Origin of the sequence: Gynuella sunshinyii YC6258, from assembly GCF_000940805.1 — a bacterium.
GTDB lineage: Bacteria > Pseudomonadota > Gammaproteobacteria > Pseudomonadales > Natronospirillaceae > Gynuella > Gynuella sunshinyii.
The window spans coordinates 3,734,156-3,757,659 of the sequence record NZ_CP007142.1 but is presented as its reverse complement, the minus strand read 5'-3'; the positions used below and the strand labels follow the sequence as shown (position 1 = coordinate 3,757,659).

The following is a 23,504-nucleotide window of genomic DNA, read 5'->3' as shown; positions in this document are numbered from 1 at the left end:
TATTAACAACCTGAGTGATCAACTTCACTGCGTAATCGGTAATTGACTGGTGATCAGCGTCGATTTCAGGCCGTGTCGGTCTTCCATGATTTCCAGCAGGTCGTTGCGCTGGCTCAGCGTCATTTTCTCCAGACCCCAGTCGTCCAGCACCAACAGATCGGTTTTGGCCAGTTGCTGGATGAGCTTCGCAAAGCGGCCATCACCATGCGCAATGCTGAGCATTTCCATCCGTCGTGAGGTGCGGAAGTAACGCACGGATAAGCCATGACGACAGGCCTGAGTCGCCAGTACACAGCCGAGGTAGGTTTTGCCACATCCGGTTGGCCCGGTGATTAAGACGTTGTGATGCTGGTGTATCCACTGGTTGCTGAGCAGATCGGCCAACTGGCTTTTCGTCAGCCCTCGCGGGTGCTGGTAATCAATATCCTCCGGGTACACCTGGAGTTTGAGGTTGGCCGCCTTGAGTAAGCGGCTGATTTTAGTGTTATGGCGGTGGGTGGTTTCCCGATCCACCAGTAACGCTAACCGTTCGTCGAATCCCAGTTCTTCGTGCGTACCGGGCTGTGATAATCATCGGCCATGCCGGTAAGTTTCAGGGCGCGTAAGGCTTGCAGGGTTTGGTTGGTCATCATGGGTGTATTCCTGAGTGTGTATCAGTGGTAATAGGCTTCGCCGCGTACGTTTTCGTGGGTGTCCAGGCTGAGTGAGTGCATATTTTTTGTGGCAAACATCATAAATAATTATGTTTTTAAGACTCAGTATCCAGATATTCGTTGGATATTCGGTCTGAAGACATAATCTCCGGAATAATGAGCTGAAAATACGATACTTGTCTGGTTGGTTAAGTATCATGGATATTCTATAAAGCCATGAATTCAGTGGCCTGCAGGCGACCGATTTTTCTGGATACTGCGTCTCCAGACCGAATATCCGGCGAGCGAAATTGACAGAAATGAGCTGTGTGCCTATGTTGATGGGATTTGATGAGACTGAGTGAGTTTAGCTGCTCAGGAAAAAGCGTCTTCTGGATATTTTGTCAGCGGATGTAGAATAACTGTTAGAAGATCAATTCGTTAGTATGCTAGGGAAGATGTTGTATGTATGAGATTCAGTTAAAAGAGAGAATTGCAGGCTATTCCGTCTCTGTCGCAAAAGGAGGCGAAAAAGTTCAGGTTCAGGTCTCTGGTGCTACCTCAACAGAAGATGGTGATCTTCATTTAAAATACCTTAATGGTTTTCCCCAAACCATTTTGTCAATGCTTGAAGAAGAGTTTCAACCCAGCGATATAAAAAATATGGTTGTACAAATTTCTAAGGACTTGACGGCCAAGGTATATATCAATGAAGTTGAAGTTTATGGACAGGCATTCGTTAAAGCAAAAAATATTGAAAAAGGGCAGGCTCTCAGAAAGGATGATATTTCAGGTTTTGAACGCATACAATTAAGTGGTATTAAATTTCCTGAAGATCAGGCCTATTTTTGCATACTATCACTTGGGTGGGATAAGGCCTATATTTTTGACTTTTCTCCATTAGATGATCAATTGGATAGAAAAATTGAGTACGATGTAGAAAAGCTTTTAGGGTCATACTTTTCTTATCTGTCGTTTGGGTCTATCCACAAAATATCGGCCTCAGACTGGGATAATATTTTAAGACAAAATTGGTTTCCATTCTACGCACTGAAGGTTTCTACTGTGGAATCACTTGTTAGTTATGCAAGGGCCGAATGGAATATAAATGAGCTGATTGACAAAATAGAGAGTGATACTCTTCTTTATATAGAAGAAAGAATGCAAGTATGGGCTAATGATGAAAACCTTTCACCATTCGTATGCTTTTTGGAATTGTCTTTATCTCGGCATAAAGAGGACGATTTTGTGAGTTCATCGTCAATTATATATCCAAAAATTGAAGCTTTGATTAGGAAGGATTTTGTTGCAGACAACCCTCAAAAGGAGGGGCGTCAGCAAAAAGTACTTGTTGAGCACATTACCGAAAAGACCCTCAGAAGTATCTCGGCACTCACGACCTTTATTCCTGATAAATTCAAACGCTACCTGGAAGAATGTTACTTTAAGGACTTCAGTGTTACAGATGATGATAATCTGGTCAGCAGGCATTCCATTGCTCATGGAGAAAACACAATTGACAAGTTTGATAAGAAGGCATCGCTACTTGGGCTGCTCGTATTTTCTCAAATAGCCGAATACATCCAACAATCTTCTAACAAGTCAATACAACCGACCGCTGACGCGGCGGCTGATTGAAGCGTTAGAATTGGTTCTTCATTCAAGTAAATTATGGTTCCGTGGCACAGCCAAATCCGCTACGGTGCAAAGTTAAAATCAGGTGGTATCCAATCGTTAAACTGGGTGCCAAGTTACCAAAGAATTGGGTTTGTCTCGGGGTAAATACAATCACTTATAACAATCGCCAGCAGCCAGCCCGTTCCGGGCTTTGGACTAAAAATTCACTGGCGTTCATTTTTAGCCGCTGTGGCGGGCGTTAGATTTATCATCACACATAAGGAGAGAATATGTCAGACATCGTTAAGATAAATATCGATTTGAATAACGGAGCTGTGAATATCGAAGCGAATAGCGAATCGCTCGACGCTATTTTTGATAGATTAGAGAGCTTTCTACCATCTTTGATCGATGCTAAATCACAATTTTCTGAAAGTGAAAGCCCGGAGACGGACGCTCAAAAAAAAGTAAGTCCTGAAAGCGAAATAAGTGGAGAGAATGGAGCGGAAGAATTAAAGAAAAAGGCTGCCCTAAAGCCCAAGAAAACCTCTTCGACAAAGCCTGAGACATTCAAGACTGTAGAGTTGGGCTTAAATGCTGATCAGCGGCAAGCTTTTAAAGACTTCTATGCAGAAAAGAGTCCTTCAGGTCAATCGAATCATGTGCTGACAGTAATCTACTGGTTAATCAAAAATACAGACAAAGAACATTTAACTAAAGATGAAATATTCACAGGGCTTAGAACAGTGAATGAAAAAGCACCCAAGAGGTTGACTTCAGTATTATCAAACTTGGCATTAGCAAGTTATATTACAAAAGAGGGGACAAATTCAGGTCTTCACCATATTGGTGAAGATTATATTGAGCGAGAGCTTCCCAAGAAAAAGGTGAAGTGAATAAATGAAGCAGAAGCTTGAAAGCTATATCCTACAGATTGAAAATTTTAATGAATTAGGAAAGGCTGAGTTAATAGATTATTTCGCCTATTTTATTACTGTAGTTAATGAAGAGGAAACTGCTACCAGCAAACAGCTAAAAGAATGCTTCGATGTGTTGAGGATTGAACCGTACTCGAATATCCCCTCATATCTATCTCAAAAATGCAAAAGAGGCAAAGGGAAAAAATTCATAAAGAAGTCTAGTGGCTACATTCTTGAGCGTGCAGTCGAGCTGGAGATACAGAAAACGCTAAGCACCGGACCTTCGAAGAAAGAGACTTCATTTCTTTTGAGAAATTTGATTGAAGATATAGCTAATTCTCATCAAAGAAGTTTTCTTCAAGAGGCAATTGATTGTTACGAAATAGGAGCAAAGCGTGCAAGTATTGTATTGGCATGGATATTGACGGTTAATCATTTATATGAATACATATTCAAGCATAAAAAAATGGAATTCGACTCAGTCCTTGCCGCTAACACTGACAAAAGAATCAAAATTTTAAAAATCACAACAATAGATGATTTTACAGAAATACCCGAAGGAAAGTTCATTGAATTTTGTCGCTCCTCGAAAATAATCACCAATGATGTAAGAAAAATACTTGAAGAAAAGCTTGGAACAAGAAATTCAAGTGCGCATCCATCTGCGATATCGATATCTGAATTAAAGGCTACAGAATTCATTCAAGACCTGATAGAAAATGTGGTTCTAAAGTATAAAATCTAACAAGGCGCCGCTGACGGAAAAATTTTCCGCTGCGCTCCAAATTTGCCGCAGAGCGCGGCGTTATTGGTATTCGTAAAGGAAATACGATGTTCGCATCAAAATTAAATCTATTTACCGGCTCCCAGTATTTAAGTTCTGTCATGCGCTTAGTGTTGTCTGCTCGTTTTGGTTTGAGTGTGGCTTCGTTAAACACTTTCCTGGCGCTAAACGCCAGTCGTTCAGTGCGCTCGTTCTGGCGTTCATACCACTCACAAGTTCATCGCGTGGGCCCGGTGGCCCTTTGGCTCTGTGCCTTTGCTCGGCAATCCCGTTCGGTATACTTCGTTTTTGGTTTTGCGTGTAGTGGCCTCGTTCTTTTGTGTCGTGCCGCGCGCAAATCTGGCTCTGTATTAAACAAATATTTAACCAATAACAAAGCGCTGTTGTCGCAGCCTTTGGCTGCTGGGACGGCCCAGTGCGTGGTCCGCCCCAAAGCGCGGCGTTAGAATTGGTTCTTCATTCAAGTAAATTATGGTTCCGTGGCACAGTCAAATCCGCTACGGTGCAAAGTTAAAATCAGGTGGCATCCAATCGTTAAACTGGGTGCCAAGTTACCAAAGAATTGAGTTTGTCCGGTGGCAATTGTTATTCAAAGTTCAGTGGTCACAATTCTAACAATACAAAGCTGCGGACCACTTCGTGTCCGCAGTTTTAGGCGTTATGCAACCTGAGATAAGTATGGATTCAATACCTCAATATTCAGGAAAGCCGACACTATACCTAGATCAAAATATCCTCGATCTTTTTGTCAAGAATGGGATGGGTAGTTTTGGGCGGAAGCTAATGGATAAGTTCCAGATTGTTTATTCTGACGAAACTCTCAAAGAGGTAAGGCGATCTACCGGCTATGAAAACGATTTTCTAAATATCATAAAAGATCTCGGTTCGTGTCACTTAAAAATTGTTGTTGAACAACCCGGCTTCATTATCACAGATAAAGCAACCATCACTAGCAGGGACGTATTCGAAGCATTTGAAGAGTACTGTAGTAACGATAATGAATATGGAAACATTGAAAATTCAATGAACCAGTGGCTATTCAAATTCTCCGGCGGTAGGTCCGGTGATAGCATTTCAGATATTCATGATGAGCAAGTAGCTGCCTTCTCTCAACTTATGGGCGGGATGCTCGATAACGCTGATGAACTTCCTGATGAAATGAGGGGGCAGATTAAAGAGTACTCTAAATCAATGATGGAACAATTTAAATCTACACTTCAAGAGATTGAAAATACTATGTCAAAAGACATTCCTGACACGAAGGAGTGGAATGGAATAAAGTCCTACAGAGAGTCAGTGGGTATAGGTCCAAAGGAGCTAAATAATATAGAGCCTCCGAAAGTGATTGAAAAAATATGGGATACGTTTAAAGCTAGGTTGTCAGAAAACGATCAAATCAATAGTTTAGAAGATTTTTTTCAGATTCGAATTAACCCTATTTACCCTGATAGGCCTTACCATCAGCACCAAAAGATAGCCGGTATGTACAACATGCTTAACACTATTGGCTATTTCCCCGACTCTAAAGTTCATAAAGAAAGACGATTTGTTGCAGCAATGAGCGATAATAGTCACGCATCGATGGCTTCATTTTGTAATTTGCTACTATCGAGAGATGAGAATTTTGTAAAAAAGGTACGGGCAGTGTACGAATACCTTGGAGTGCCAACAGAAGTAAAACTGGTCACGGTAAGCAATGCAACAATCCGTTGCACGCGGAGCCAGCTACGTTCCACATTTTTTGTGGTATCGCTGCGCTCTTTTACCACAAAAAAGTGTTCCACTACGCTGGCCCGGTGAACGGGGCGTTATGAGTCCGGGAGGGATTGAGAGACAATGGGATATTACATAATTACAGCAGTTTCTTGTTTTGCTATTGGCTGCTTCGTTGCTTACCGTTTTGTCCTATCTGTCGAAAAATCTAAATATGAACGCGCGGTGACAAGGCTATCACAGTTGGAAAAAGACGCTGAATTTAATTTTTTCCCTGGGATAATGTACGAAAGAATTTCAAAAGGCCGTTCTAAGAAGTATCCATATTTATCTGCTATCGATAAATTGTATATTTCAAAGGTAGATAACCATCTTGAAATATATGGCGCATATACCCGCACAGGAAAAATTGAATTAGACCCCAATCCATTGTATTTGCCAATTGAGGATATTGATGCTGGTGAATTGGCTAAAATGGGTTCATATTTGGTTGATTTTGCACATAGTATTGACCCTGATTTAGTCGGTGAATTGGGCGAAGATGCAGTATATGAGCCTGAAAGTTTAAGTGCCCCTGATTTAACTGAAGAACAGAATGATATAGAAGTGCAATTGCTTAAAAAAGTAACAATCATTTGCAAGTCTCTAGAATGTTTAACAGATGATATTGATGATGAGTACAGTAAAAATAGAATTGTTGAGCGCGTAGAAAAAGCCAAAGAATATTTAAAGGAAATAACAGATGAGTTCTATGCCGGAGCAGCGACTCATCAAATGGTCAACCTTCTTTATAAGGCAAGAATGATCAATGAAGCACAGGAGCTTTTTGATAAGGTATCTGACGATTTTTTACGTGAGAAAATATTGGAAGATAACCCAAACCTAAAAAGCTCATAACAAGTTGCTGCACTCGGAAAACTTACTCGCTGCGCTCCTAATTTTCCGGTGAGCAAGGCGTTATGTGTCGGGGAGAGTTCAGTAGTTGGAAATAATAGTATTCGCAGGGATAGTAGCTTTATTAGCATGTCTTTCCGCTGGGCCATGTTTACTGGTCTGGTCATTGTCAGCTAAATGGCTTCCTGAAAAGTATTACTTTCCGCCTATTAAAATGACGTTTTTATGTGTGGGTTTATCTTTGGTTACCGCATACGCCATTAATTTTGAGCTTGAGGGAGGCGGCATATCCATTCTCATGGCAATCCTATTCCTATCAACTATTTGGTCAGTTGTTTTGCTGCCGATACTTTTAGTATTTAAATTTTTTGTGCAAGGTTCTAGCAGTGAGAAAAACACATAACAAACCGCTCAAATTCGTTCCGGCCACAAAAAGCGTGGCCTCCACCGGACTCGCTAACGCTCGCCGTTTAGCACAGCGTTAAGTGTGAATCATGAATAAACATTGTTGCGAACGGATGGAAGGCGCAATCAAGCTGGATTGCCAGTTACACGAAGATATTTATTCATGTCCCGATGTTCTTATAAGCTACACATCAAAATTCGACGAGTATGGCTTAATCATTCATGATGGTGGTTCTGCTTCAATAGCTATCATATTTTGTCCGTGGTGCGGTACGAAGCTGCCTGAATCCAAAAGAGATTTGTGGTTTGATGAATTAGAGAAGCTTGGTTTTGATGATCCAGGCGAACAAAAAATACCAAACGAGTACACAAGTGATGCCTGGTATAGAAACACTTAACAAAGCCAGCCATGTCGCTACGCTGGACTCGCAACAAGTTGCTCGCCCATGCTGGCGGCGTTATGTGTTCTGACGGAGAATCATGAAAGGGAAAATGTTCTTTGGAATAATCTCAATCATCGCGGTATTCGCGTTGTTGGTATTATTTACCGTTTCATCCGAAGTCTGGGATGGCGCATGTGGCCACAAAGAAGAGTTTGGTCTTTTTGCTTTTTACAGGTCTGGCAGCGATGTACTTCCAGCCTCAGAGTGTGCATCCGGTGTTTTGATTCCTGGCGCACTATTAACATTATTAGCCACGTTGGGTTTGCTGGCTGCAACGTATTATTCTTGGTGTAGGCTAGTAAAAGGAAGTTCGTAGCATGGTTTTGGCAACAACACATAACAAGTTGCTGTTATCGCCACTTCGTGGCTGGGACAGCTTACACGCCGCTTTGCTATGTTTCAGCTGCCCCAAAGCAAAGCGTTATGGGATCGGGTGAGTCTCGGCTCAGTGCGTTCAAAATTGAAATATATAACGGCTAGTTTTGAGGAGACTTCATGTTAACCGAGTGGATGAATGTATTTTGCGAATTTTTTGATCGAAATGCATCGCAAATCGGTCAGGTAATGTACGCAGAAGGATGCAGAGAAGGTTGGCTTCAGGGAGAGATGTTTCGTCAATCTGAAGACAAAGATTTCATGGTAAATTCATACAAGATAGGTAGCAGCGGTAAAGCTCTTGACTTGCATGGGTTTAGGCCAAGAAGTAGTTCGTCACCTCAAGCCATGGTTGGGGAAATAAAGATAATCGCAACTTCCTTTCCGAATAAAAATATAGCGGGAAGAAGTAACATTTCTGAGTTCATAAATAGTGACAAGACTATCGTCACGCAGTCTCATCTAGACTCCGTGAATCCTGAAGAAGGATCTTTGCTAAAGGATGTTGTGCGTTTGAAAGGCATATCGGATCAAAATATTGAAAAATACATGATTCTTGTGATTCCCGAATATGAAAGTGACAAAGTGAACGTCAATCTAAAGAAAGCTCTGTTTGGTGTAGAAATATCGAGTATTCATGTTAAACGCGAGTATCCGGACGATCACTTCAGCGTCAGGATTTGGAAAATATAGTTGGTGAGATGTTGAGATTTCCGAGCGGTCCACATAACAATCAGCAGCAAGGGACAAAACTACGTTCCACCCCTGTGCTAGGCGTTAGAATTGGTTCTTCATTCAAGTAAATTATGGTTTCGTGGCACAGTCAAATCCGCTACGGTGCAAAGTTAAAATCAGGTGGTATCCAATCGTTAAACTGGGTGCCAAGTTACCAAAGAATTGGGTTTGTCCGATGGCAATTGTTATTCAAAGTTCAGTGGTTTCCCAGTCATGCACAATTCTAACAATACAAAGCTGCGGACCACTGGCGTGTCCGCAGTTTTAGGCGTTATGAGTAACTGAGATAATGAAAGTGAAGCACCTCGTTGTCATACTATTCGGGTCAATTGCAATGTTATATATCGGTGCGTTTCTCGGAGATTTGGGTGGTGTTGGTGGTTATGACGGAATAGCACCTAAATGGCTGTATGAAAAAATTAATATTCAGTCTGGTTATGAAGCACTGTTTCATCTAGCAGAAAAGGGCTCCATTATCTCGCTTGTGTCGGCAGTAGTTCTATGGATAGTATTTTTTGTATGCTTGGCCATATTCATAATCCAAAAGGTAAATCCAAGTGACAAAAACTCATAACAAGCGTAAGCACTTGACCCCAAAAAGCTGCGCTTTTTCGGTCAAGTGTTACGAGCGTTACATATCGAATGAGCGTTGTGCCATTAGTAGATGGAGTTCAAATGTCAGATAAAGATACATGGAAGTTAGATAAAGACTCTCCTGTTTTTAATTTTTTCATAGAGTTTATTGCATATATTATTTCTGCAATCTTAGTTCTTATTATTGGTTTTGTAGTCGCAATCTTGTTTAAGGATTTTACACACTTAGGTAGGACGGGGGCAGTAATAACATTGATAGCGATATCTATGGCTTATAAAGATTTCTATTTAGATCTTAGAAACATGAGTTTTGAAGAAACGGTTAAATTTATAGGTAAGGAAAAGCTTTTTGAAGTATGGGCATCGGGTTTTGTGCATAAGAAAAAGAACGAGCTAGAGAGAATTAAGCCAGGGTTTAACGAAAAGGACGCAATCGAGTTACTGGAAAACCTAAAGAATTATGAAAGTGGTGAATTAGTAGGTCTTGATAAAGAAGGGTTTATTAAGGCTTGGCTCAAAGAGATGTTTGATACTTGGTCAAAAAAGCTGAGGGGGTGGGAATTCACAATGCTTAAAATTGGTACAGTGTTATGGGCATTCTCTGATTTAATAAATATCCCACTTGGATGGTAGTATGTAACAAACAAAGGCAGCGGATAAACCGCTGCTTTGGGCGTTATGTGTAGTCGAGCTATGAGAGCCACAATTTTAGCCTGCATCCTTCTTGCCGGATGTGCTGAATCAAAAATAGACGCCTGTTTAGATCAAGGTGGTAGCTTTAATTACGAAAAATGTGAGTGTGATTTTAAGGAAAGCCATGAGTATAAAGAGTCACATAGCTGCAAATAAATATAATCTAATTGTAAGCGCGCTACTTGGGGTTATTGCTGGTTTTTTAATAATGTATGTGTCTGGCAGCACAACCCCCAGTGTGAAATCCCCTGTGAGGCTACAATTTATTTGGGCTATTGGCTTGTATTGGGTTTGTCAGCATTTACGCCGGTATTTCTTTCTGTATTTGCTCTAGCCTGGGTATTCAACCATGTCAAAAACACATAACAAACGCCCATGCAAAAAGCGCACGGGCTGGACCTCGCTACCGCTCGGCCTGTGTTGGCGGCGTTATAACTCATGAGAGATCGTAGAACTAAATGAAAGTAATCTCGTTGGTAGTGGCAAGCTTTCTAATTATTGCAGCCGTAGGATATTTTGGTTTAGGTGCAATCGATGAGTATATTGATCGTAAGTCAGGTGTTGTCGTCGAAGAAACACTTTCAGACAATACCATCAACCATCTTAAGGCGCTCTCAGAAGTTCAGATGCTGTTAAAGTCAGGTGAAGTCACTCAGGCTAATGCCAAACTTTCCGAGTCTGTGGAGACGTTGGTATATATTCTTCAAAACAATTGCAATTTACCAAAGTGCCATGAAGCCCTACGTAACTATGAGCACAACTAAAGTTATAACAAGCAAAGGCAGCATCGCCCTGCGGGCTGGACGCGTTAACGCGCGCCGCTGCTTTGGGCGTTAGTTTTTGAAGGTGAATGTGAAGAAGCTTATCCTAATATCAGCGTTACTTATTTCTTCGAACTTGTATTCGGAAGAGCTTTGCCCTGATCTAGATGTAAAAGTTGAACTAGATCATTGGATGACTGAAGAGGCTTTTGATGATGAGTCGGCTCTTTGGGCGCTAAAGCAGTTAACGGCAATAGTGACTGATGATATTGATTTGGAATCAGATTTTCTAAAAGATATTGCTCGTCTAAACGCGCTCCAAATACTGGAAGGCTATTTTCTCCGAGTTGAAGCTCATAGGGAAAGAGAAGGTAGTATATTGGATGCAGGAGCAACGGCTCGTTACTGTAAATTTTTAGAGTCTGCGGCGTGGGTGGACTAAAACTAACAAAACCGTGTTTCGGATTGGTTTCTACTCCGGCCAACCAACCGCAAACGGAAGCGTTAGAATCGTTTCCTCACTGTGCAAGTGAGAGGACTGTAGCACCGAAAAATCCGCTACAGCGAAAGGGCAAAATCAGGAGGCATTCAACGTCAGTCGTTGGGTGTCAGGTAATCAGGAATTTGCAGGGTCTCTGATGGCCTGTTCACAACAAATTCGTCAGATCTGTTAACGACTGAAAAAGGCTGAAATCAAGTGATGCGCTGTTCCAGCAGTTAATATGAGGCTTGGTCATTCCAAGCAAAATTAGCCAACACAGAGTGCGGTCTTTTTAGTCAGAACTCTTGCCGGATTATGCATCTTTGGTATTCCTCTTTGATTTCTCCCCACGCCAACCATCCCGCCCACAGTGGCCAATGCTGCGTCCCAGTTCAGGCCATACAAGGGAATGGCAACGACAACCCCCAATGAACGTTGAGCATTTTGCCGAACCAGACCGGACAGGCTTCACTGGTGACGGATTCGCATTATCTGCTTAACCCGGCAGCGTTTGATGTCGGGTTAAGTGGTGGATAAATTACGATGCTAACCATTCCATAACCTGTTCTTTATTCGGAACACCACCTTTGTGCACTACGGTCTCGTCAATGACCACCGCCGGCGTGGACATGACGCCATAGGCCATAATGTTTTCGGGTTCCTGAACTTTCTGAACAGACACTTCGATACCCAGCGCACGGGCACTGTCTTCAATCAGTGTTGCGGTGCTCTTGCATTTGGCACAACCGCTGCCCAGAACTTTGATAATTTTCATGATAACTTCCTCTTAGAGTAAAAATGACAGGCTATTAAATATCCATCCAACCAGCGTAAATGACACCAGCAGCATACCAAACAAAATGGCCAGCAAACGCCACTGCATCACTTGTTTGAGCAGGATAAATTCGGGAAAACTGGCGGCAACGGTACTCATACAAAATGCCAGAGTCGTGCCTATGGGAAGGCCATGAGTGATCAGGCTTTCCATAACCGGAATGACTCCGGTCGCATTTGAATATAAGGGAATGCCCAGCAGTACCGCTGCGGGAACGGTCCACCATTGGCCCGCTCCGAGGTGTGAGGCTATCCAGCCATCGGGGACAAATCCGTGTAACGCCGCACCAAGGCCCACCCCGATGATGACCCATTTCCATACCCGGCCAAAAATCTCCTGAGCTTCTCGTTTGGCAAACTCGTGGCGCTCGCGGAAGGTGAGTCGTGGAGCCGGGCCTGCCTGAGTATTGGTTTGAGAACTTCGGGCGGTCTGCAACGCCCGGGCGGCAAACGATTGCAACCAGCGTTCGGCCCGGACCGTATCGAGAAAAAGACCACCCAGCATGCCAACCGCCATGCCCACCAGCACATATAAAACGGTGAATTTCCAGCCCAGCAGACTGAGCAGCAATAGCATGGCAACTTCATTGATCAACGGTGATGTCAGCAGAAATGCCATGGTAATACCCACCGGAATACCAGCGGAGGTGAATCCCAGAAATACTGGAATACTGGAGCAGGAACAAAATGGCGTGATGGCACCAAAACCTGAGGCAAGCAGGTAACCAATGCCACGATGTTTACCGGCCAGAAAATCCCGTACCCGTTCAACATCCAGTGATGCCCGCAACAGCGCGATGACATAAATCATGATGATCAGCAGCACAAAAATCTTGCTGACATCCTCCACAAAAAAATGCAAAGCACTGCCCAGCCGGGTTGTGGCGGAAAATCCGGCCAGGTCATAAACCAGCCAACTGGCAAAATCTGCAAATATGCCCAACATCGCTTACGCCCTTGAAAGGTATGTATGAGAGTAGACGCAGGCCACTAGAAAAGGATGCAGATTTTTTTGAGCTTGTATCGCGCTGAATAAGAGCAGTCAGAGCAGGGGAGTGAGAGTTTTTGTGAGGGCTTTTACGCTGGCTTCAGGATGCCGCAGGCGGCACGGTAAAGCTGCATACTTGTCCGGTTTCATCAAAGCGGACAGAGCAATGCCGGATCAGTGAAGTACGCAGACGCTGACGGGCCCGCAGTAAGCGCGCTTTGGCGGCGGATAGTGATAGCTGGCGGTGTTCGGCATAGCTCTTGACGGTCATATTCAGCAGATCACAGTATTCGATGATGTCGCGATCGGTCTGATTCAGTCGGGCGAGATTTCGGCCCAGACATTCGGTCAACAGGTCAACGGGCGCTGGTTCTTCCTCGGGATGCGCCATATCCTCAGACAGTTCGCTGGTTTCCCGGTCCCGGCGTTGATAATCGATGATCGCGTTGCGGGCGACCCGAAACAGCCAGGCACGGGGCTGGCTGACGGAACAGAATTTCGGGCCTTGGGCAATGGCGCGCAGAAAGACTTCCTGCAGCAGGTCTTCCGCTGCTGCGTCGGTTGATAGCCGACGGCGCAGAAATGCCCTTAGCTCAACTTCATTCTGACGGATCGCCTGCAACAGACATTTCAATCTTGGTGTTCCTCTTTCTCTTTGAGGTCGTCTCACTCAAACCAGTGACGGGTACGATTGGCGAACCATACCAGCGACAACATAACCGGTACTTCCACCAGCACGCCAACCACTGTGGCCAGTGCCGCACCCGAGTGCAGACCAAACAGGGAAATGGCAACGGCAACCGCCAGTTCAAAGAAATTCGAGGTGCCGATCATGCAGGCTGGCGCAGCGATATTGTGCGGTAAGCGCATCTGTCTGGCGGCGACATAAGCAATTGCAAAGATGCCATAGGTCTGAATCAGCAGCGGTATGGCAATCAGACCGATGACCATCGGCTTATCCAGAATCGTTTGCGCCTGAAATCCGAACAATAAAACCACGGTCGCCAGCAGGCCAATGACTGACCAGGGCTTGAAGGCTGCAACAAAGGCCGTCAGCCGGCTGTGGTCATTGGCTCTGTCCAGTTTACTGCGGGTAATGGCACCGATGATCAACGGCAGAACCACATACAACACCACCGACAGTAACAATGTTTCCCACGGCACCTGGATGTCGCTGATACCCAGCAAAAACGCTGTCACCGGCGCAAACGCAAAGATCATAATAATGTCGTTAATGGAGACCTGTACCAGAGTGTAGTTGGGGTCACCCTTGGTCAGCTGACTCCAGACAAACACCATCGCTGTGCAGGGCGCGACGCCCAGTAATATCATGCCGGCGATATACTCGGCTGCCGATTGCGGGTCCACCCAGCCGACAAACAACACCTTGAAGAACAGTGCCCCCAACAACGCCATGGTGAAGGGTTTGATCAGCCAGTTGATCACCAGTGTCAGTATCAGGCCCTTGGGTTTTTTGCCCACGTCTTTGAGTGAAGTAAAGTCAATCTGGATCATCATCGGGTAAATCATCAGCCAGATCAGTACCGCCACGACCAGGTTCACATGGGCATACTCGATGGCGGCAATCTGACCAAAAACGCCCGGTGCCAGGTTTCCCAGCAACACGCCCAAAGCGATGCACAACGCCACCCATAACGATAAATATCGTTCAAACAGTCCCATGCTTCATTGCTCCTGTATCGACCGCTGATTGACGCGTGCCATCAGCTGTTCGGCACTTTCCACCCGCTCAGAGTAACGGTCCACCAGATAGTCGCTGTTATCGCGGGTGAGCAGGGTAAACTTCATCAGCTCTTCCATGACATCGACAATACGATTGTAGTAACTGGAAGGTTTCATCCGGTCCTGATCGTCAAATTCCAAAAAGGCTTTGGCAACCGATGACTGGTTGGGAATGGTGATCATGCGCATCCAACGTCCCAATACCCGCAACTGATTGACTACATTAAAAGACTGCGAACCGCCTTCCACCTGCATGACTGCGAGGGTTTTGCCCTGCGTCGGACGCACAGCCCCCAGTGACAGAGGAATCCAGTCAATCTGAGCCTTCATAATGCCGGTCATGGCACCATGACGTTCCGGCGAACACCAGACCTGACCTTCGGACCACATCACCAGTTCCCGCAGTTCTTTCACTTTGGGATGGTGTTCATCTTCGCTATCCGGCAGGGGTAATCCCTGCGGGTCGAAAATCCGCACTTCGCCGCCCATCCGGCTCAATAATCGGGCACATTCCTCGACCACCAGTCGGCTGAAGGAGCGCGCACGTAATGATCCATACAGCAACAGAAAGCGTGGTTTATGTTCGGAAAACCGGCGGCTGAACCGGCTGCTGTCCGGCACCTGGAACTGGGACTGATCCAGGCTCGGTAACGACATATCATCGAGGCTCATGAGTGCGCTCCCAAGGCTGCCAGGGCATCGGCCCACTGGGTTTTATCCATTGCGGCAACGGTCAGCAACGCATCCACCCGGTCACTGATGAGCTGAATGGTGTGCCGGAAAGCATCGGCGATGTCTTCTTCCGAACCGCTCAGTTTGGAGGGATCTTCCAACCCCCAATGGACTTTCAGCGTTTTGCCAAACCAGACCGGACAGGCTTCACCAGCGGCGGAATCGCACACGGTGACCACCACATCCGGAGCAAAATCCTCAAACTCATCCCAGGACTGACTGCGCAGATCTGTGGTCGGGATACCGGCTTCTGCGAGATATTTGAGTGACAGGGGATGGACTTCTCCTGCGGGTTGGCTGCCAGCGCTTCTGGCTTCAATCCGGCCACCGGCTTTGTGATTGGTAATCGCCTCAGACAGGATACTGCGGCAGCGGTTATGAGTGCAGATATACAGAATTTTCATGATTGGGGTTCACACGTGGTTTGACAGGATAAGGAAAGCCGTTGCAGGCAATCCGCCAGATAATCGCGATTATGTGTAGAGGTACTTTCGAGCGTTTGCCGTGCCCATTCCGGTAAGGAAGGGTGGAGACGGTAATACATCCATTGCCCCTGACGGCGTTCCTTGACGATATTGCTCTTGCGCAGCAGCGCCAGATGCCGGGAAATTTTCGGTTGGGATTCGTCCAGTGCCACCATCAGATCGCAGACGCACAGCACGCCTTTCGCTTCAATCAATAACAATGATTTCAGACGGGTTTCATCTGCCAGCGCCTTATAGAAATCCACCGGCGCGAGGGGTTTGAATGATTCGCTGACCTGCTTGCTGTTGACCAGCACAAACAAGCGGATGCGCTCGCTGATCTCATGCAGTGTGCGGGCAAACGCCAGCGAATCATCACTGGCTTTTGGATCGGGAAAATCCCAGGCCATGACCACACCAGCGCCTGGCCAGTGGCGGCATTCCTGGTGCGCCTTGTCACACAGCGAAATGACATAATCAAATGATTGCCCGGCAAACTCATCCGAATGCTTGGAGCGCAAGTCAGCGCCTGGAATACCGGCCCGCTCCAAAGTGGACAGCGTTCGCGGATCGACCTCTTCAGGATGAGTCCCGGCGCTATAAACCTCAAAATGATCGCCGGCCATATCCCTCAGCACCGCCTCAGCCATCTGCGAACGGGCAGAATTACCGGTACAGATAAATAAAACTCTCATTCACACCCTCACCATTGGTGTTATTACCTTGCGCGCATGATAAAAGAGAAATATATGATTTTCCATATATATGTTTTAGCAAATATTATTTTTGTGTTTCAGGGTGTGGCAGGTGGGATGTCCGATGGTGTTCTGGACTTGAAAATGCCCCCTTAAAAAATGACTACTCAAGCCTGAAATGACATGTAATGATCAGAAACCTATGTCCAAAACAAAACAACTTAACCATAAGACAGATGAGCGCTTCTCTTGAACAACGTATTGCCGAGGTCTACCAGGCTGAATCACGTCGTGTGCTGGCGACGTTAATCCGGCTGCTACACGGTCACTTTGATATGGCTGAGGATGCTTTGCAGGATGCGTTTATCGCAGCTCTGTCGCAATGGCAGCGTGATGGCATTCCCGATAATCCCCGGGCCTGGCTGGTATCTGCCGGTCGCTTCAAGGCCATTGACCAATTACGTAAAAGTACGCGCCTTGACAGCTGCCTGGAAGAGCTTGCCCAAACTCTGGAAATGGAATCGCAAATCCAGTCAATGGACGCCGACGACGCCCTCGAAGACGACCAGCTGCGACTGATATTTACCTGTTGTCACCCAAGCCTGGCGATGGAAAGCCGCATTGCGCTGACTCTGCGGGAAGTGTGCGGGCTGACCACTGAGGCCATTGCGGCGGCGTTTTTATTGCCGGTACCGACGCTGGCACAACGCATCGTCAGGGCAAAAAACAAAATCCGCGATGCCCGCATTCCTTATGAAGTACCCGAGCCTGATGCGCTGCCAGAGCGTCTGGAGGCCGTATTATCCGTTGTGTATCTGGTTTTCAACGAGGGTTATTCAGCATCCAGCGGTACTCAGGTTATCCAGGGAGACCTGGCAACTGAAGCCATTCGCTTAACGAGGTTATTACGGGATTTGTTACCCAATGCCGAGGTAACCGGCCTGCTGGCGCTGATGCTGTTGCATGATGCCAGACGCAATGGCCGAACCAGTGTCGACGGTGACCTGATTCCTTTGGAAGAGCAGGATCGCTCGCGATGGAATCAAAGCCAGATCCGGGAAGGCTGTGATTTGGTCATACAGGCGTTGAAAGCCGGTCCGCCCGGCGTATACACCTTGCAGGCAGCCATCGCAGCTGTTCATGCGGAAGCGCCAACCGCTGCTGCAACGGATTGGGCGGAAATTACCGGGCTGTACGATGTTTTGCTGCGTCAGTGTTCTTCCCCGGTTGTGGCACTCAACCGCGCGGTGGCTCTGGCCATGCGCGATGGGCCAGAGGCCGGACTGAAAGCCATTGATGCGTTCAGAAATCACAAGGAGTTACAGCATTACTACCTGCTGCATGCTGCTCGGGCAGACCTTTTTCGCCGCCTTGATCGTTCACAGGAGGCAATCCAGTGTTATCAGCAGGCACTGGATCTGGTAAAGCAGGAACCGGAGAGACGCTTCTTGCAGCAGCGTCTGGCCATGTTGCAAAAAAAATAAAAATAAATACCTGGTTCTGTCGAAATCCGTATCTGGCTAACGACTAGTGAATAAAAACCATTCACTGACACAGGAGTTTAGTCATGGCTTATATCGATGGATTTATTATTGCCGTTCCTCATACCAATAAAGATGCTTTTATCCGGCACGCAGAAACAATCGATGATGTTTTCTTAAAGTGGGGTGCCACCCGTGTTCTGGAGTGCTGGGAAGATAACGTGCCTGACGGCCAGGTGACCGATTTCCGCCGTGCGGTGCAGGCCCGGGAAGACGAGGCGGTCATCTTTTCCTGGGTGGAATGGCCGGACAAGGCGACCCGTGATGCCGGCATGGAAAAAATGATGGCAATGATGGAAACCGACTCACGTTTCGATCCGGAACAGAATCCTATGCCCTTTGACGGCAAACGCATGATCTTCGGTGGCTTCGTACCGGTGGTCACACTGGAACATCAACCGTAACTCACACATTTATCCAAACAAGGAGAACACCATGTCCGATCAACACGGCACCTTCATCTGGTACGAATTATTAACCAGCGATAATGACGCAGCTCTGGCGTTTTACAGCGAAATTCTGGGATGGCAGGCCATCGACAGTGGCCAGCCCGATATGGACTACCGCATTCTTCAGGCCCGGGATGAGGAGACAGGCAAGTTAATAGAAGTCAGTGGTCTGATGCAGTTGACCGCAGAAATGCGCCAGGGTGGAAGTATGCCGATATGGCTGGGCTATATCGGTGTTGACGATGTGGACCAATCCATCAGTCATATCGTCGCTGCCGGCGGACAGGTTCTGATGCCAGCTTCTGATATTCCCGATGTTGGCCGCATTGCCATGGTCACCGATCCGCAGGGCACACCATTTTATGTCATGCATGCGATCGGCGACGAAGCCAGCCAGGCTTTCGCGGCGGACAAACCTCGCGTAGGTCACTGTGCCTGGAATGAACTGGCAACTCCTGATCCGGAAGCCGCCAAAGCATTTTATTTCAAGGAATTCGGCTGGAGCAAAGATGGTGACATGGATATGGGTCCAATGGGCAGTTACGAATTCATTCGTCACAACGGAATCATAGGCGCTTTCATGCCCGGTTCTGAAGACGGTCCCATGTGGCAATACTATTTTCGATGCGCCAACATCGATGATGCCTGTAAGGCCATTATCGAGAACGGCGGACAAATTCTGCATGGCCCTGATGAGATACCTGGTGGCGACTTTATCATCAAGGGTGTTGATCCACAGGGAGCATTGTTTGCCCTGGTAGGTGCCAAAAGCAACCACTCAAAATAAACGACTGAGATGTAAGGAATGACACGATGAAATATCTGTGCCTGGTTTACTACGACGAAAAGAAAATGCAGCAATTGTCCCAGCAGGAATGGGACAGCCTCAATCAGGAGTGCATGGCGTGCGTGGATGGCTTAACCGAGAGCGGCCACTTTTTGGATGGCGCGCCATTACTTTCCACAGAAACCGCAACCACCCTGCGTATGCGTGACAACAAAGCATTGGTGACGGACGGTCCATTCGCAGAAACAAAAGAACAGCTGGCGGGATTTTACATGCTGGAAGCACGGGACATGAATGAAGCCATTCGACTGGCAGAGAAAATTCCACCGGCTCGTTACGGTTGTGTGGAAATTCGTCCTGTCAGAGAACTCATGCCACAGAACAATAGTCGCTGATCGTCGTAATTGACCTCATAAAAAAAACAGGAGAGGAATATGTCTGATGAAACCAATACCGTGAAGTTACACCGGGTACTGGCAGCACCTGTGGAACGTGTCTACAAAGCATTCACTGATAAACAGGCTCTGGAATACTGGCTGCCGCCTTATGGTTTTACCGGCGCGATCCATGAAATAGATATTCGCGAGGGTGGTGGCTATCGTATGTCTTTTATCAACTTTGGTACTGGCAGCAGCCATTCATTTACCGTTGAGTATGTCGAACTGGTACCCAATGAACGCATCCACCACACAGATCGTTTTGATGACGCCAGTCTGCCTGGTGAAATGCAGGTCACGATTGATTTCAAAACGGTGTTCTGTGGCACAGAGATCCATATTGTCCAGGCCGGCATTCCATCAGTCATTCCCGTTGAAAGCTGCTATCTGGGTTGGCAGGAGTCTCTGGAACAACTTGCCCGGCTGGTTGGACCGGACATCCCTGATCAGGGTGAGAGCGATTAGTGGAGAGAATGGCATTCATGATTCGTTGAAAGACTAGTGAGAAGAGGAAAGTAGGTTGTTAAAAGGGAACAAGCTGGGCGCAGAGTAACCGGTCTTGGACGCCCTGCAACGAACAGACCGGCATAATTCAATATTCAATACTTACTCAAAACAAACATTATCGGTGATCGGACTCAGGGTCTGCCCAGTGCTAAGAAACTCCCGGGCAGCCATTACATCATTGTCAGACTTCCCGTTTTTTGCCACTTGCGGCCCGTTGCTTGGCACTTGTTTGAACATAGATCATATCCGTTGTTCCCATGCTGGCATGGCCCAGATCTTCAGACACATCTTTGAGCGCGCGACCTCGCTCAATTTCCAGACTGGCGCCTGTGTGTCGTAGCCAGTGTGGAGAAACCTCCCGGAATATCTGCGCCTGTTTTTCGCCGGCCATGGCTTTCATATCATCATAAGCCTGTTCAAGTACCTGATGAACCAGACGGGATAGCTGACGACCAGTCATGCCTCCAACGCCGCGGATTTTCTCAACAATAGGATATCTCTCCTGACGTCCGGGCAGAGCGCTCAAACCTCTCCAGCCGCGATATCGCTCTAAATACGGTAAAAAGCTGTCAGGTACAGAAATGTCGCGAATTTTTTTGCCTTTACCGAATATTTTGAGCCACCAGTTTTTACTGTCGTCCTGCCAAAAGTGGCTCATGGAGGGTATCCAGTCATCCCGTTCTGAGAGCTCAGAAATTCGCAAAAACATGGTTTTCATACAAGCAATCAGAAATAGATTTCGCTCATAAAGAGAGTCTTCCTGAGCCATTTTCTGGGCGGTATCGAGTAAAAACCGCCACTGATCCTGATCCAGCCGTTTGGTCTCGCGCACCTGAGCATCTTTGACCAGGCGCTTGCAGTCTTTTTTGGCCATGATCGCCGGATTGCCCAGACAATATTCTTCATCCATTAAATGCGTATAAAAGGCACTCAACGCCGAAAACATGGCTTGAAGGGATTGTTGCGAAGGACGATATTTTTTCTTATCCGTTTCGTGATCATCAGCAATAAAGCGGAACGGACGCCAATCCTGGTTGATTTCATAAATCCCGCCAGTCAGCACAAACTTGTCGACGTTTTTCAAAGAAATCCAGGTTTGTGGTGGCTTAAAGAAAAACTCAGCGTAATCCAGCAAATCAGTTTTTCGATATTGATCAATGGGCTTTTCAGCAAAGAAAAAACTCCACAGCAGGAATTTTTCAACATCTGACCGAAACCGAATAAAGGTATGTTCAGACTTATTGCGACCCAGATACAATAAAAAATCTTTAGCCCAGGTCCAATGCTCAAGGCACCAGCCAGGTAAGGCATCCAAATGCGTTCTGAGTTGCGGATATTCATCCCAACGGAAATCTTTAAGTTCTCTGTACGGTGGAAACAAAGGAATCGGTATTGGTGTCGCCATAATGGTTTATGAGCCAGAATCTGAGATCGGGCTAGTGTAACTGCTTCACCTCACTATGTCCAATAATAAAGATTATTGGACATAGTGAGATATCAAAGACTTCTCTCTTTTTATCTCTAATCTTAATTCGTCTGGACTGGGTTTATCTGATGCCGATTGGCTTGCAGGAATTTTAAAGCGGGTTTTATCAGCAGGGCTTCCTGCTTGCATCGAAAGCTGGATTTCACTGATAACACACGTTATCTCTGACGGTTAATCACCAGACTCGTGCTTTTGGATGAATGAGCCATTTTCTCAACGGTGGCATGATTCAAAATAACCAATGTTTGGAATGTTCTCGCCGGAGCCCCATTTCATGCGGCTTTTGGGGAGGTAGAAAAAACATTGGTTTTTTGGCTGAAAAGCCTGAAATTCTTTAAAAATCAGACAGTTAGACTGAAATTGCTTCAGTTCACTGCCGCACAGGCAGCTTAGAAATTGTTTACCTGAAGGCCGTTTTTAATAAGCTCGTTCACTGCCGCACAGGCAGCTTAGAAATGCTGTAGTCTGCCTGCCCGTTCAATCAACATGTTCACTGCCGCACAGGCAGCTTAGAAATAAGGCATTGTTGGTAATGCGTAACAAACCTTGTTCACTGCCGCACAGGCAGCTTAGAAAAGGTGTTTGATGCCGCTATCAACCACGGTATGTGTTCACTGCCGCACAGGCAGCTTAGAAATTTTGAGGGCCTTCGCAATTTGGCTTATAACCGTTCACTGCCGCACAGGCAGCTTAGAAAAAGGACTCAGCGTGTTGCTGCTGGAACCGGGGGTTCACTGCCGCACAGGCAGCTTAGAAATAAGTGTGAGCTCACATGCCCACGCTGGAGCGGTTCACTGCCGCACAGGCAGCTTAGAAAATTATCGAGACGCACCGCAAGCCCCGATTCAAGTTCACTGCCGCACAGGCAGCTTAGAAAATCATGGTTATTTAAAGCGCTGGGAATCACGTTGTTCACTGCCGCACAGGCAGCTTAGAAAATACATGATTTGGGTAGAGGCTGCGCATTTCAGTTCACTGCCGCACAGGCAGCTTAGAAAACCCAGAATCGCTTTACTCTGAGTCTTCTCACGTTCACTGCCGCACAGGCAGCTTAGAAAAAAATATTTTGGTAACAGATTTAATGACATCAGTTCACTGCCGCACAGGCAGCTTAGAAAAGTTAAATTTTGCATAGTATCATTCTGATAAGGTTCACTGCCGCACAGGCAGCTTAGAAAGGTGCATTCATGTCCACACCTGGCCCGGTGTAGTTCACTGCCGCACAGGCAGCTTAGAAAAAAAAATGGCCTTCATGGCCACCGGTATGTCGTTCACTGCCGCACAGGCAGCTTAGAAAAAGTCAAACCCTATTCCTAACTCATCAAATATGTTCACTGCCGCACAGGCAGCTTAGAAAGCTTCCAGCTTCATCTGTTCGATGCGTTGTTTGTTCACTGCCGCACAGGCAGCTTAGAAAACCGCCGCAACAAGTGCATTGATGATGTAACTGTTCACTGCCGCACAGGCAGCTTAGAAACGAACACACTACAGCGTGTTTTAGAATGTCGAGTTCACTGCCGCACAGGCAGCTTAGAAAGCACGAAGTGCTTGTGCAGCGTCAGCTTGAGAGTTCACTGCCGCACAGGCAGCTTAGAAAATCGAAAATCAAAGGGAGGCAAATGGCCTCCCTTTTTTTATGTGTGCAATACAGTATCCACGCTGATTCTGGTCGCTTTTAAGGTTTTCTAACTACCTGTTGTGCCATTTTTTAAACCAGTCGTCAGGCCAGATTCCATAAAGGTTTTGCTGTTTTTGGGAATACGACCTGTGCAAGGTTGTACAATGACTCTGCAT

Annotated in this window: 28 protein-coding genes and 1 CRISPR repeat array; of the genes, 19 read left to right on the top strand and 9 right to left on the bottom strand. The window is 46.3% G+C overall.

Annotated features, from left to right (window positions below):
* Window positions 1-24: 24 nt before the first annotated feature.
* A complete protein-coding gene (locus YC6258_RS16215; RefSeq protein WP_245626945.1) occupies window positions 25-513 on the bottom strand; it encodes an ATP-binding protein in 489 nt (162 codons plus the stop codon).
* Window positions 514-1,097: 584 nt separating this feature from the next.
* Between YC6258_RS16215 and YC6258_RS16210 the strand changes: the two genes are divergently transcribed.
* From YC6258_RS16210 to YC6258_RS16155, 14 genes are all read left to right on the top strand, one after another.
* Complete coding sequence (locus YC6258_RS16210; protein ID WP_044617894.1) at window positions 1,098-2,270, top strand: hypothetical protein; 1,173 nt, start codon at window positions 1,098-1,100, stop codon at window positions 2,268-2,270.
* A 269-nt stretch (window positions 2,271-2,539) separates the two neighbouring features.
* A complete protein-coding gene (locus YC6258_RS16205; protein ID WP_044617893.1) occupies window positions 2,540-3,145 on the top strand; it encodes a hypothetical protein in 606 nt (201 codons plus the stop codon).
* A gap of 4 nt (window positions 3,146-3,149) precedes the next feature.
* Window positions 3,150-3,914: a hypothetical protein gene (locus tag YC6258_RS30670; protein WP_211264545.1), complete on the top strand. Its 765-nt coding sequence runs from the start codon at window positions 3,150-3,152 to the stop codon at window positions 3,912-3,914.
* A gap of 86 nt (window positions 3,915-4,000) precedes the next feature.
* A complete protein-coding gene (locus YC6258_RS29875) occupies window positions 4,001-4,399 on the top strand; it encodes a hypothetical protein (RefSeq protein WP_144407676.1) in 399 nt (132 codons plus the stop codon).
* Window positions 4,400-4,592: 193 nt separating this feature from the next.
* A complete protein-coding gene (locus YC6258_RS16195) occupies window positions 4,593-5,753 on the top strand; it encodes a hypothetical protein (protein ID WP_211264544.1) in 1,161 nt (386 codons plus the stop codon).
* A 36-nt stretch (window positions 5,754-5,789) separates the two neighbouring features.
* Window positions 5,790-6,563: a hypothetical protein gene (locus YC6258_RS16190; RefSeq protein ID WP_044617892.1), complete on the top strand. Its 774-nt coding sequence runs from the start codon at window positions 5,790-5,792 to the stop codon at window positions 6,561-6,563.
* 85 nt (window positions 6,564-6,648) lie between these two features.
* The gene (locus tag YC6258_RS29870; protein WP_144407675.1) at window positions 6,649-6,963 is read left to right on the top strand and encodes a hypothetical protein; all 315 of its coding nucleotides are present in this window, start codon (window positions 6,649-6,651) and stop codon (window positions 6,961-6,963) included.
* Window positions 6,964-7,054: 91 nt separating this feature from the next.
* The gene (locus tag YC6258_RS16185) at window positions 7,055-7,363 is read left to right on the top strand and encodes a DUF6980 family protein (RefSeq protein WP_044617891.1); all 309 of its coding nucleotides are present in this window, start codon (window positions 7,055-7,057) and stop codon (window positions 7,361-7,363) included.
* An 82-nt stretch (window positions 7,364-7,445) separates the two neighbouring features.
* Window positions 7,446-7,724 carry a hypothetical protein gene (locus YC6258_RS16180; RefSeq protein ID WP_044617890.1) on the top strand — a complete coding sequence of 93 codons (279 nt, stop codon included), beginning with the start codon at window positions 7,446-7,448 and terminating at the stop codon, window positions 7,722-7,724.
* A gap of 179 nt (window positions 7,725-7,903) precedes the next feature.
* Window positions 7,904-8,476 carry a hypothetical protein gene (locus YC6258_RS16175; protein WP_044617889.1) on the top strand — a complete coding sequence of 191 codons (573 nt, stop codon included), beginning with the start codon at window positions 7,904-7,906 and terminating at the stop codon, window positions 8,474-8,476.
* Between the two features lie 331 nt (window positions 8,477-8,807).
* The gene (locus tag YC6258_RS16170) at window positions 8,808-9,092 is read left to right on the top strand and encodes a hypothetical protein (RefSeq protein WP_044617888.1); all 285 of its coding nucleotides are present in this window, start codon (window positions 8,808-8,810) and stop codon (window positions 9,090-9,092) included.
* Window positions 9,093-9,193: 101 nt separating this feature from the next.
* Window positions 9,194-9,745, top strand: coding sequence for a hypothetical protein (locus YC6258_RS16165; protein ID WP_044617887.1), 552 nt, complete (start codon window positions 9,194-9,196; stop codon window positions 9,743-9,745).
* A gap of 518 nt (window positions 9,746-10,263) precedes the next feature.
* Window positions 10,264-10,569 carry a hypothetical protein gene (locus YC6258_RS16160; RefSeq protein ID WP_044617886.1) on the top strand — a complete coding sequence of 102 codons (306 nt, stop codon included), beginning with the start codon at window positions 10,264-10,266 and terminating at the stop codon, window positions 10,567-10,569.
* Between the two features lie 88 nt (window positions 10,570-10,657).
* A complete protein-coding gene (locus tag YC6258_RS16155; protein WP_044617885.1) occupies window positions 10,658-11,008 on the top strand; it encodes a hypothetical protein in 351 nt (116 codons plus the stop codon).
* Window positions 11,009-11,585: 577 nt separating this feature from the next.
* Here the strand turns inward: YC6258_RS16155 and YC6258_RS16150 are convergent.
* The 7 genes from YC6258_RS16150 to YC6258_RS31200 form a co-directional block, all read right to left on the bottom strand.
* Entirely contained in the window at window positions 11,586-11,822 is a 237-nt protein-coding gene (locus tag YC6258_RS16150) for a thioredoxin family protein (protein ID WP_044617884.1), read from the bottom strand.
* 12 nt (window positions 11,823-11,834) lie between these two features.
* Window positions 11,835-12,827 (bottom strand): permease, encoded by a 993-nt coding sequence (locus tag YC6258_RS16145; protein WP_044617883.1) that lies wholly within the window; start codon window positions 12,825-12,827, stop codon window positions 11,835-11,837.
* A 142-nt stretch (window positions 12,828-12,969) separates the two neighbouring features.
* Window positions 12,970-13,503, bottom strand: a complete 534-nt coding sequence (locus YC6258_RS16140; protein WP_044617882.1) for a sigma-70 family RNA polymerase sigma factor — start codon at window positions 13,501-13,503, stop codon at window positions 12,970-12,972.
* A 32-nt stretch (window positions 13,504-13,535) separates the two neighbouring features.
* Window positions 13,536-14,552 carry an ACR3 family arsenite efflux transporter gene (gene arsB / locus YC6258_RS16135; RefSeq protein WP_044617881.1) on the bottom strand — a complete coding sequence of 339 codons (1,017 nt, stop codon included), beginning with the start codon at window positions 14,550-14,552 and terminating at the stop codon, window positions 13,536-13,538.
* Between the two features lie 3 nt (window positions 14,553-14,555).
* A complete protein-coding gene (arsH, locus tag YC6258_RS16130; RefSeq protein WP_044617880.1) occupies window positions 14,556-15,284 on the bottom strand; it encodes an arsenical resistance protein ArsH in 729 nt (242 codons plus the stop codon).
* Window positions 15,281-15,748 carry an arsenate reductase ArsC gene (locus YC6258_RS16125; RefSeq protein ID WP_044617879.1) on the bottom strand — a complete coding sequence of 156 codons (468 nt, stop codon included), beginning with the start codon at window positions 15,746-15,748 and terminating at the stop codon, window positions 15,281-15,283. Before YC6258_RS16125 ends, arsH begins: the two co-directional genes overlap by 4 nt.
* Window positions 15,745-16,503, bottom strand: coding sequence for a metalloregulator ArsR/SmtB family transcription factor (locus YC6258_RS31200; RefSeq protein ID WP_044617878.1), 759 nt, complete (start codon window positions 16,501-16,503; stop codon window positions 15,745-15,747). Before YC6258_RS31200 ends, YC6258_RS16125 begins: the two co-directional genes overlap by 4 nt.
* Before the next feature lie 236 nt (window positions 16,504-16,739).
* Here YC6258_RS31200 and YC6258_RS16115 point away from each other — a divergent pair, with 236 nt between their 5' ends.
* From YC6258_RS16115 to YC6258_RS16095, 5 genes are all read left to right on the top strand, one after another.
* Window positions 16,740-17,987: an RNA polymerase sigma factor gene (locus YC6258_RS16115; RefSeq protein ID WP_044620108.1), complete on the top strand. Its 1,248-nt coding sequence runs from the start codon at window positions 16,740-16,742 to the stop codon at window positions 17,985-17,987.
* Window positions 17,988-18,070: 83 nt separating this feature from the next.
* Complete coding sequence (locus YC6258_RS16110; RefSeq protein WP_044617877.1) at window positions 18,071-18,448, top strand: DUF1428 domain-containing protein; 378 nt, start codon at window positions 18,071-18,073, stop codon at window positions 18,446-18,448.
* A 31-nt stretch (window positions 18,449-18,479) separates the two neighbouring features.
* Entirely contained in the window at window positions 18,480-19,280 is an 801-nt protein-coding gene (locus YC6258_RS16105; protein WP_044617876.1) for a VOC family protein, read from the top strand.
* A gap of 26 nt (window positions 19,281-19,306) precedes the next feature.
* The gene (locus YC6258_RS16100) at window positions 19,307-19,675 is read left to right on the top strand and encodes a YciI family protein (protein WP_044617875.1); all 369 of its coding nucleotides are present in this window, start codon (window positions 19,307-19,309) and stop codon (window positions 19,673-19,675) included.
* Between the two features lie 39 nt (window positions 19,676-19,714).
* A complete protein-coding gene (locus tag YC6258_RS16095; protein WP_044617874.1) occupies window positions 19,715-20,182 on the top strand; it encodes an SRPBCC family protein in 468 nt (155 codons plus the stop codon).
* Window positions 20,183-20,405: 223 nt separating this feature from the next.
* On the opposite strand, the gene YC6258_RS16090 is transcribed toward YC6258_RS16095, so the two are convergent.
* Window positions 20,406-21,629 (bottom strand): tyrosine-type recombinase/integrase, encoded by a 1,224-nt coding sequence (locus YC6258_RS16090; RefSeq protein ID WP_044617873.1) that lies wholly within the window; start codon window positions 21,627-21,629, stop codon window positions 20,406-20,408.
* A 449-nt stretch (window positions 21,630-22,078) separates the two neighbouring features.
* Window positions 22,079-23,307: direct repeats of the CRISPR family, unit length 28 nt; unit sequence GTTCACTGCCGCACAGGCAGCTTAGAAA.
* Window positions 23,308-23,504 lie beyond the last annotated feature (197 nt).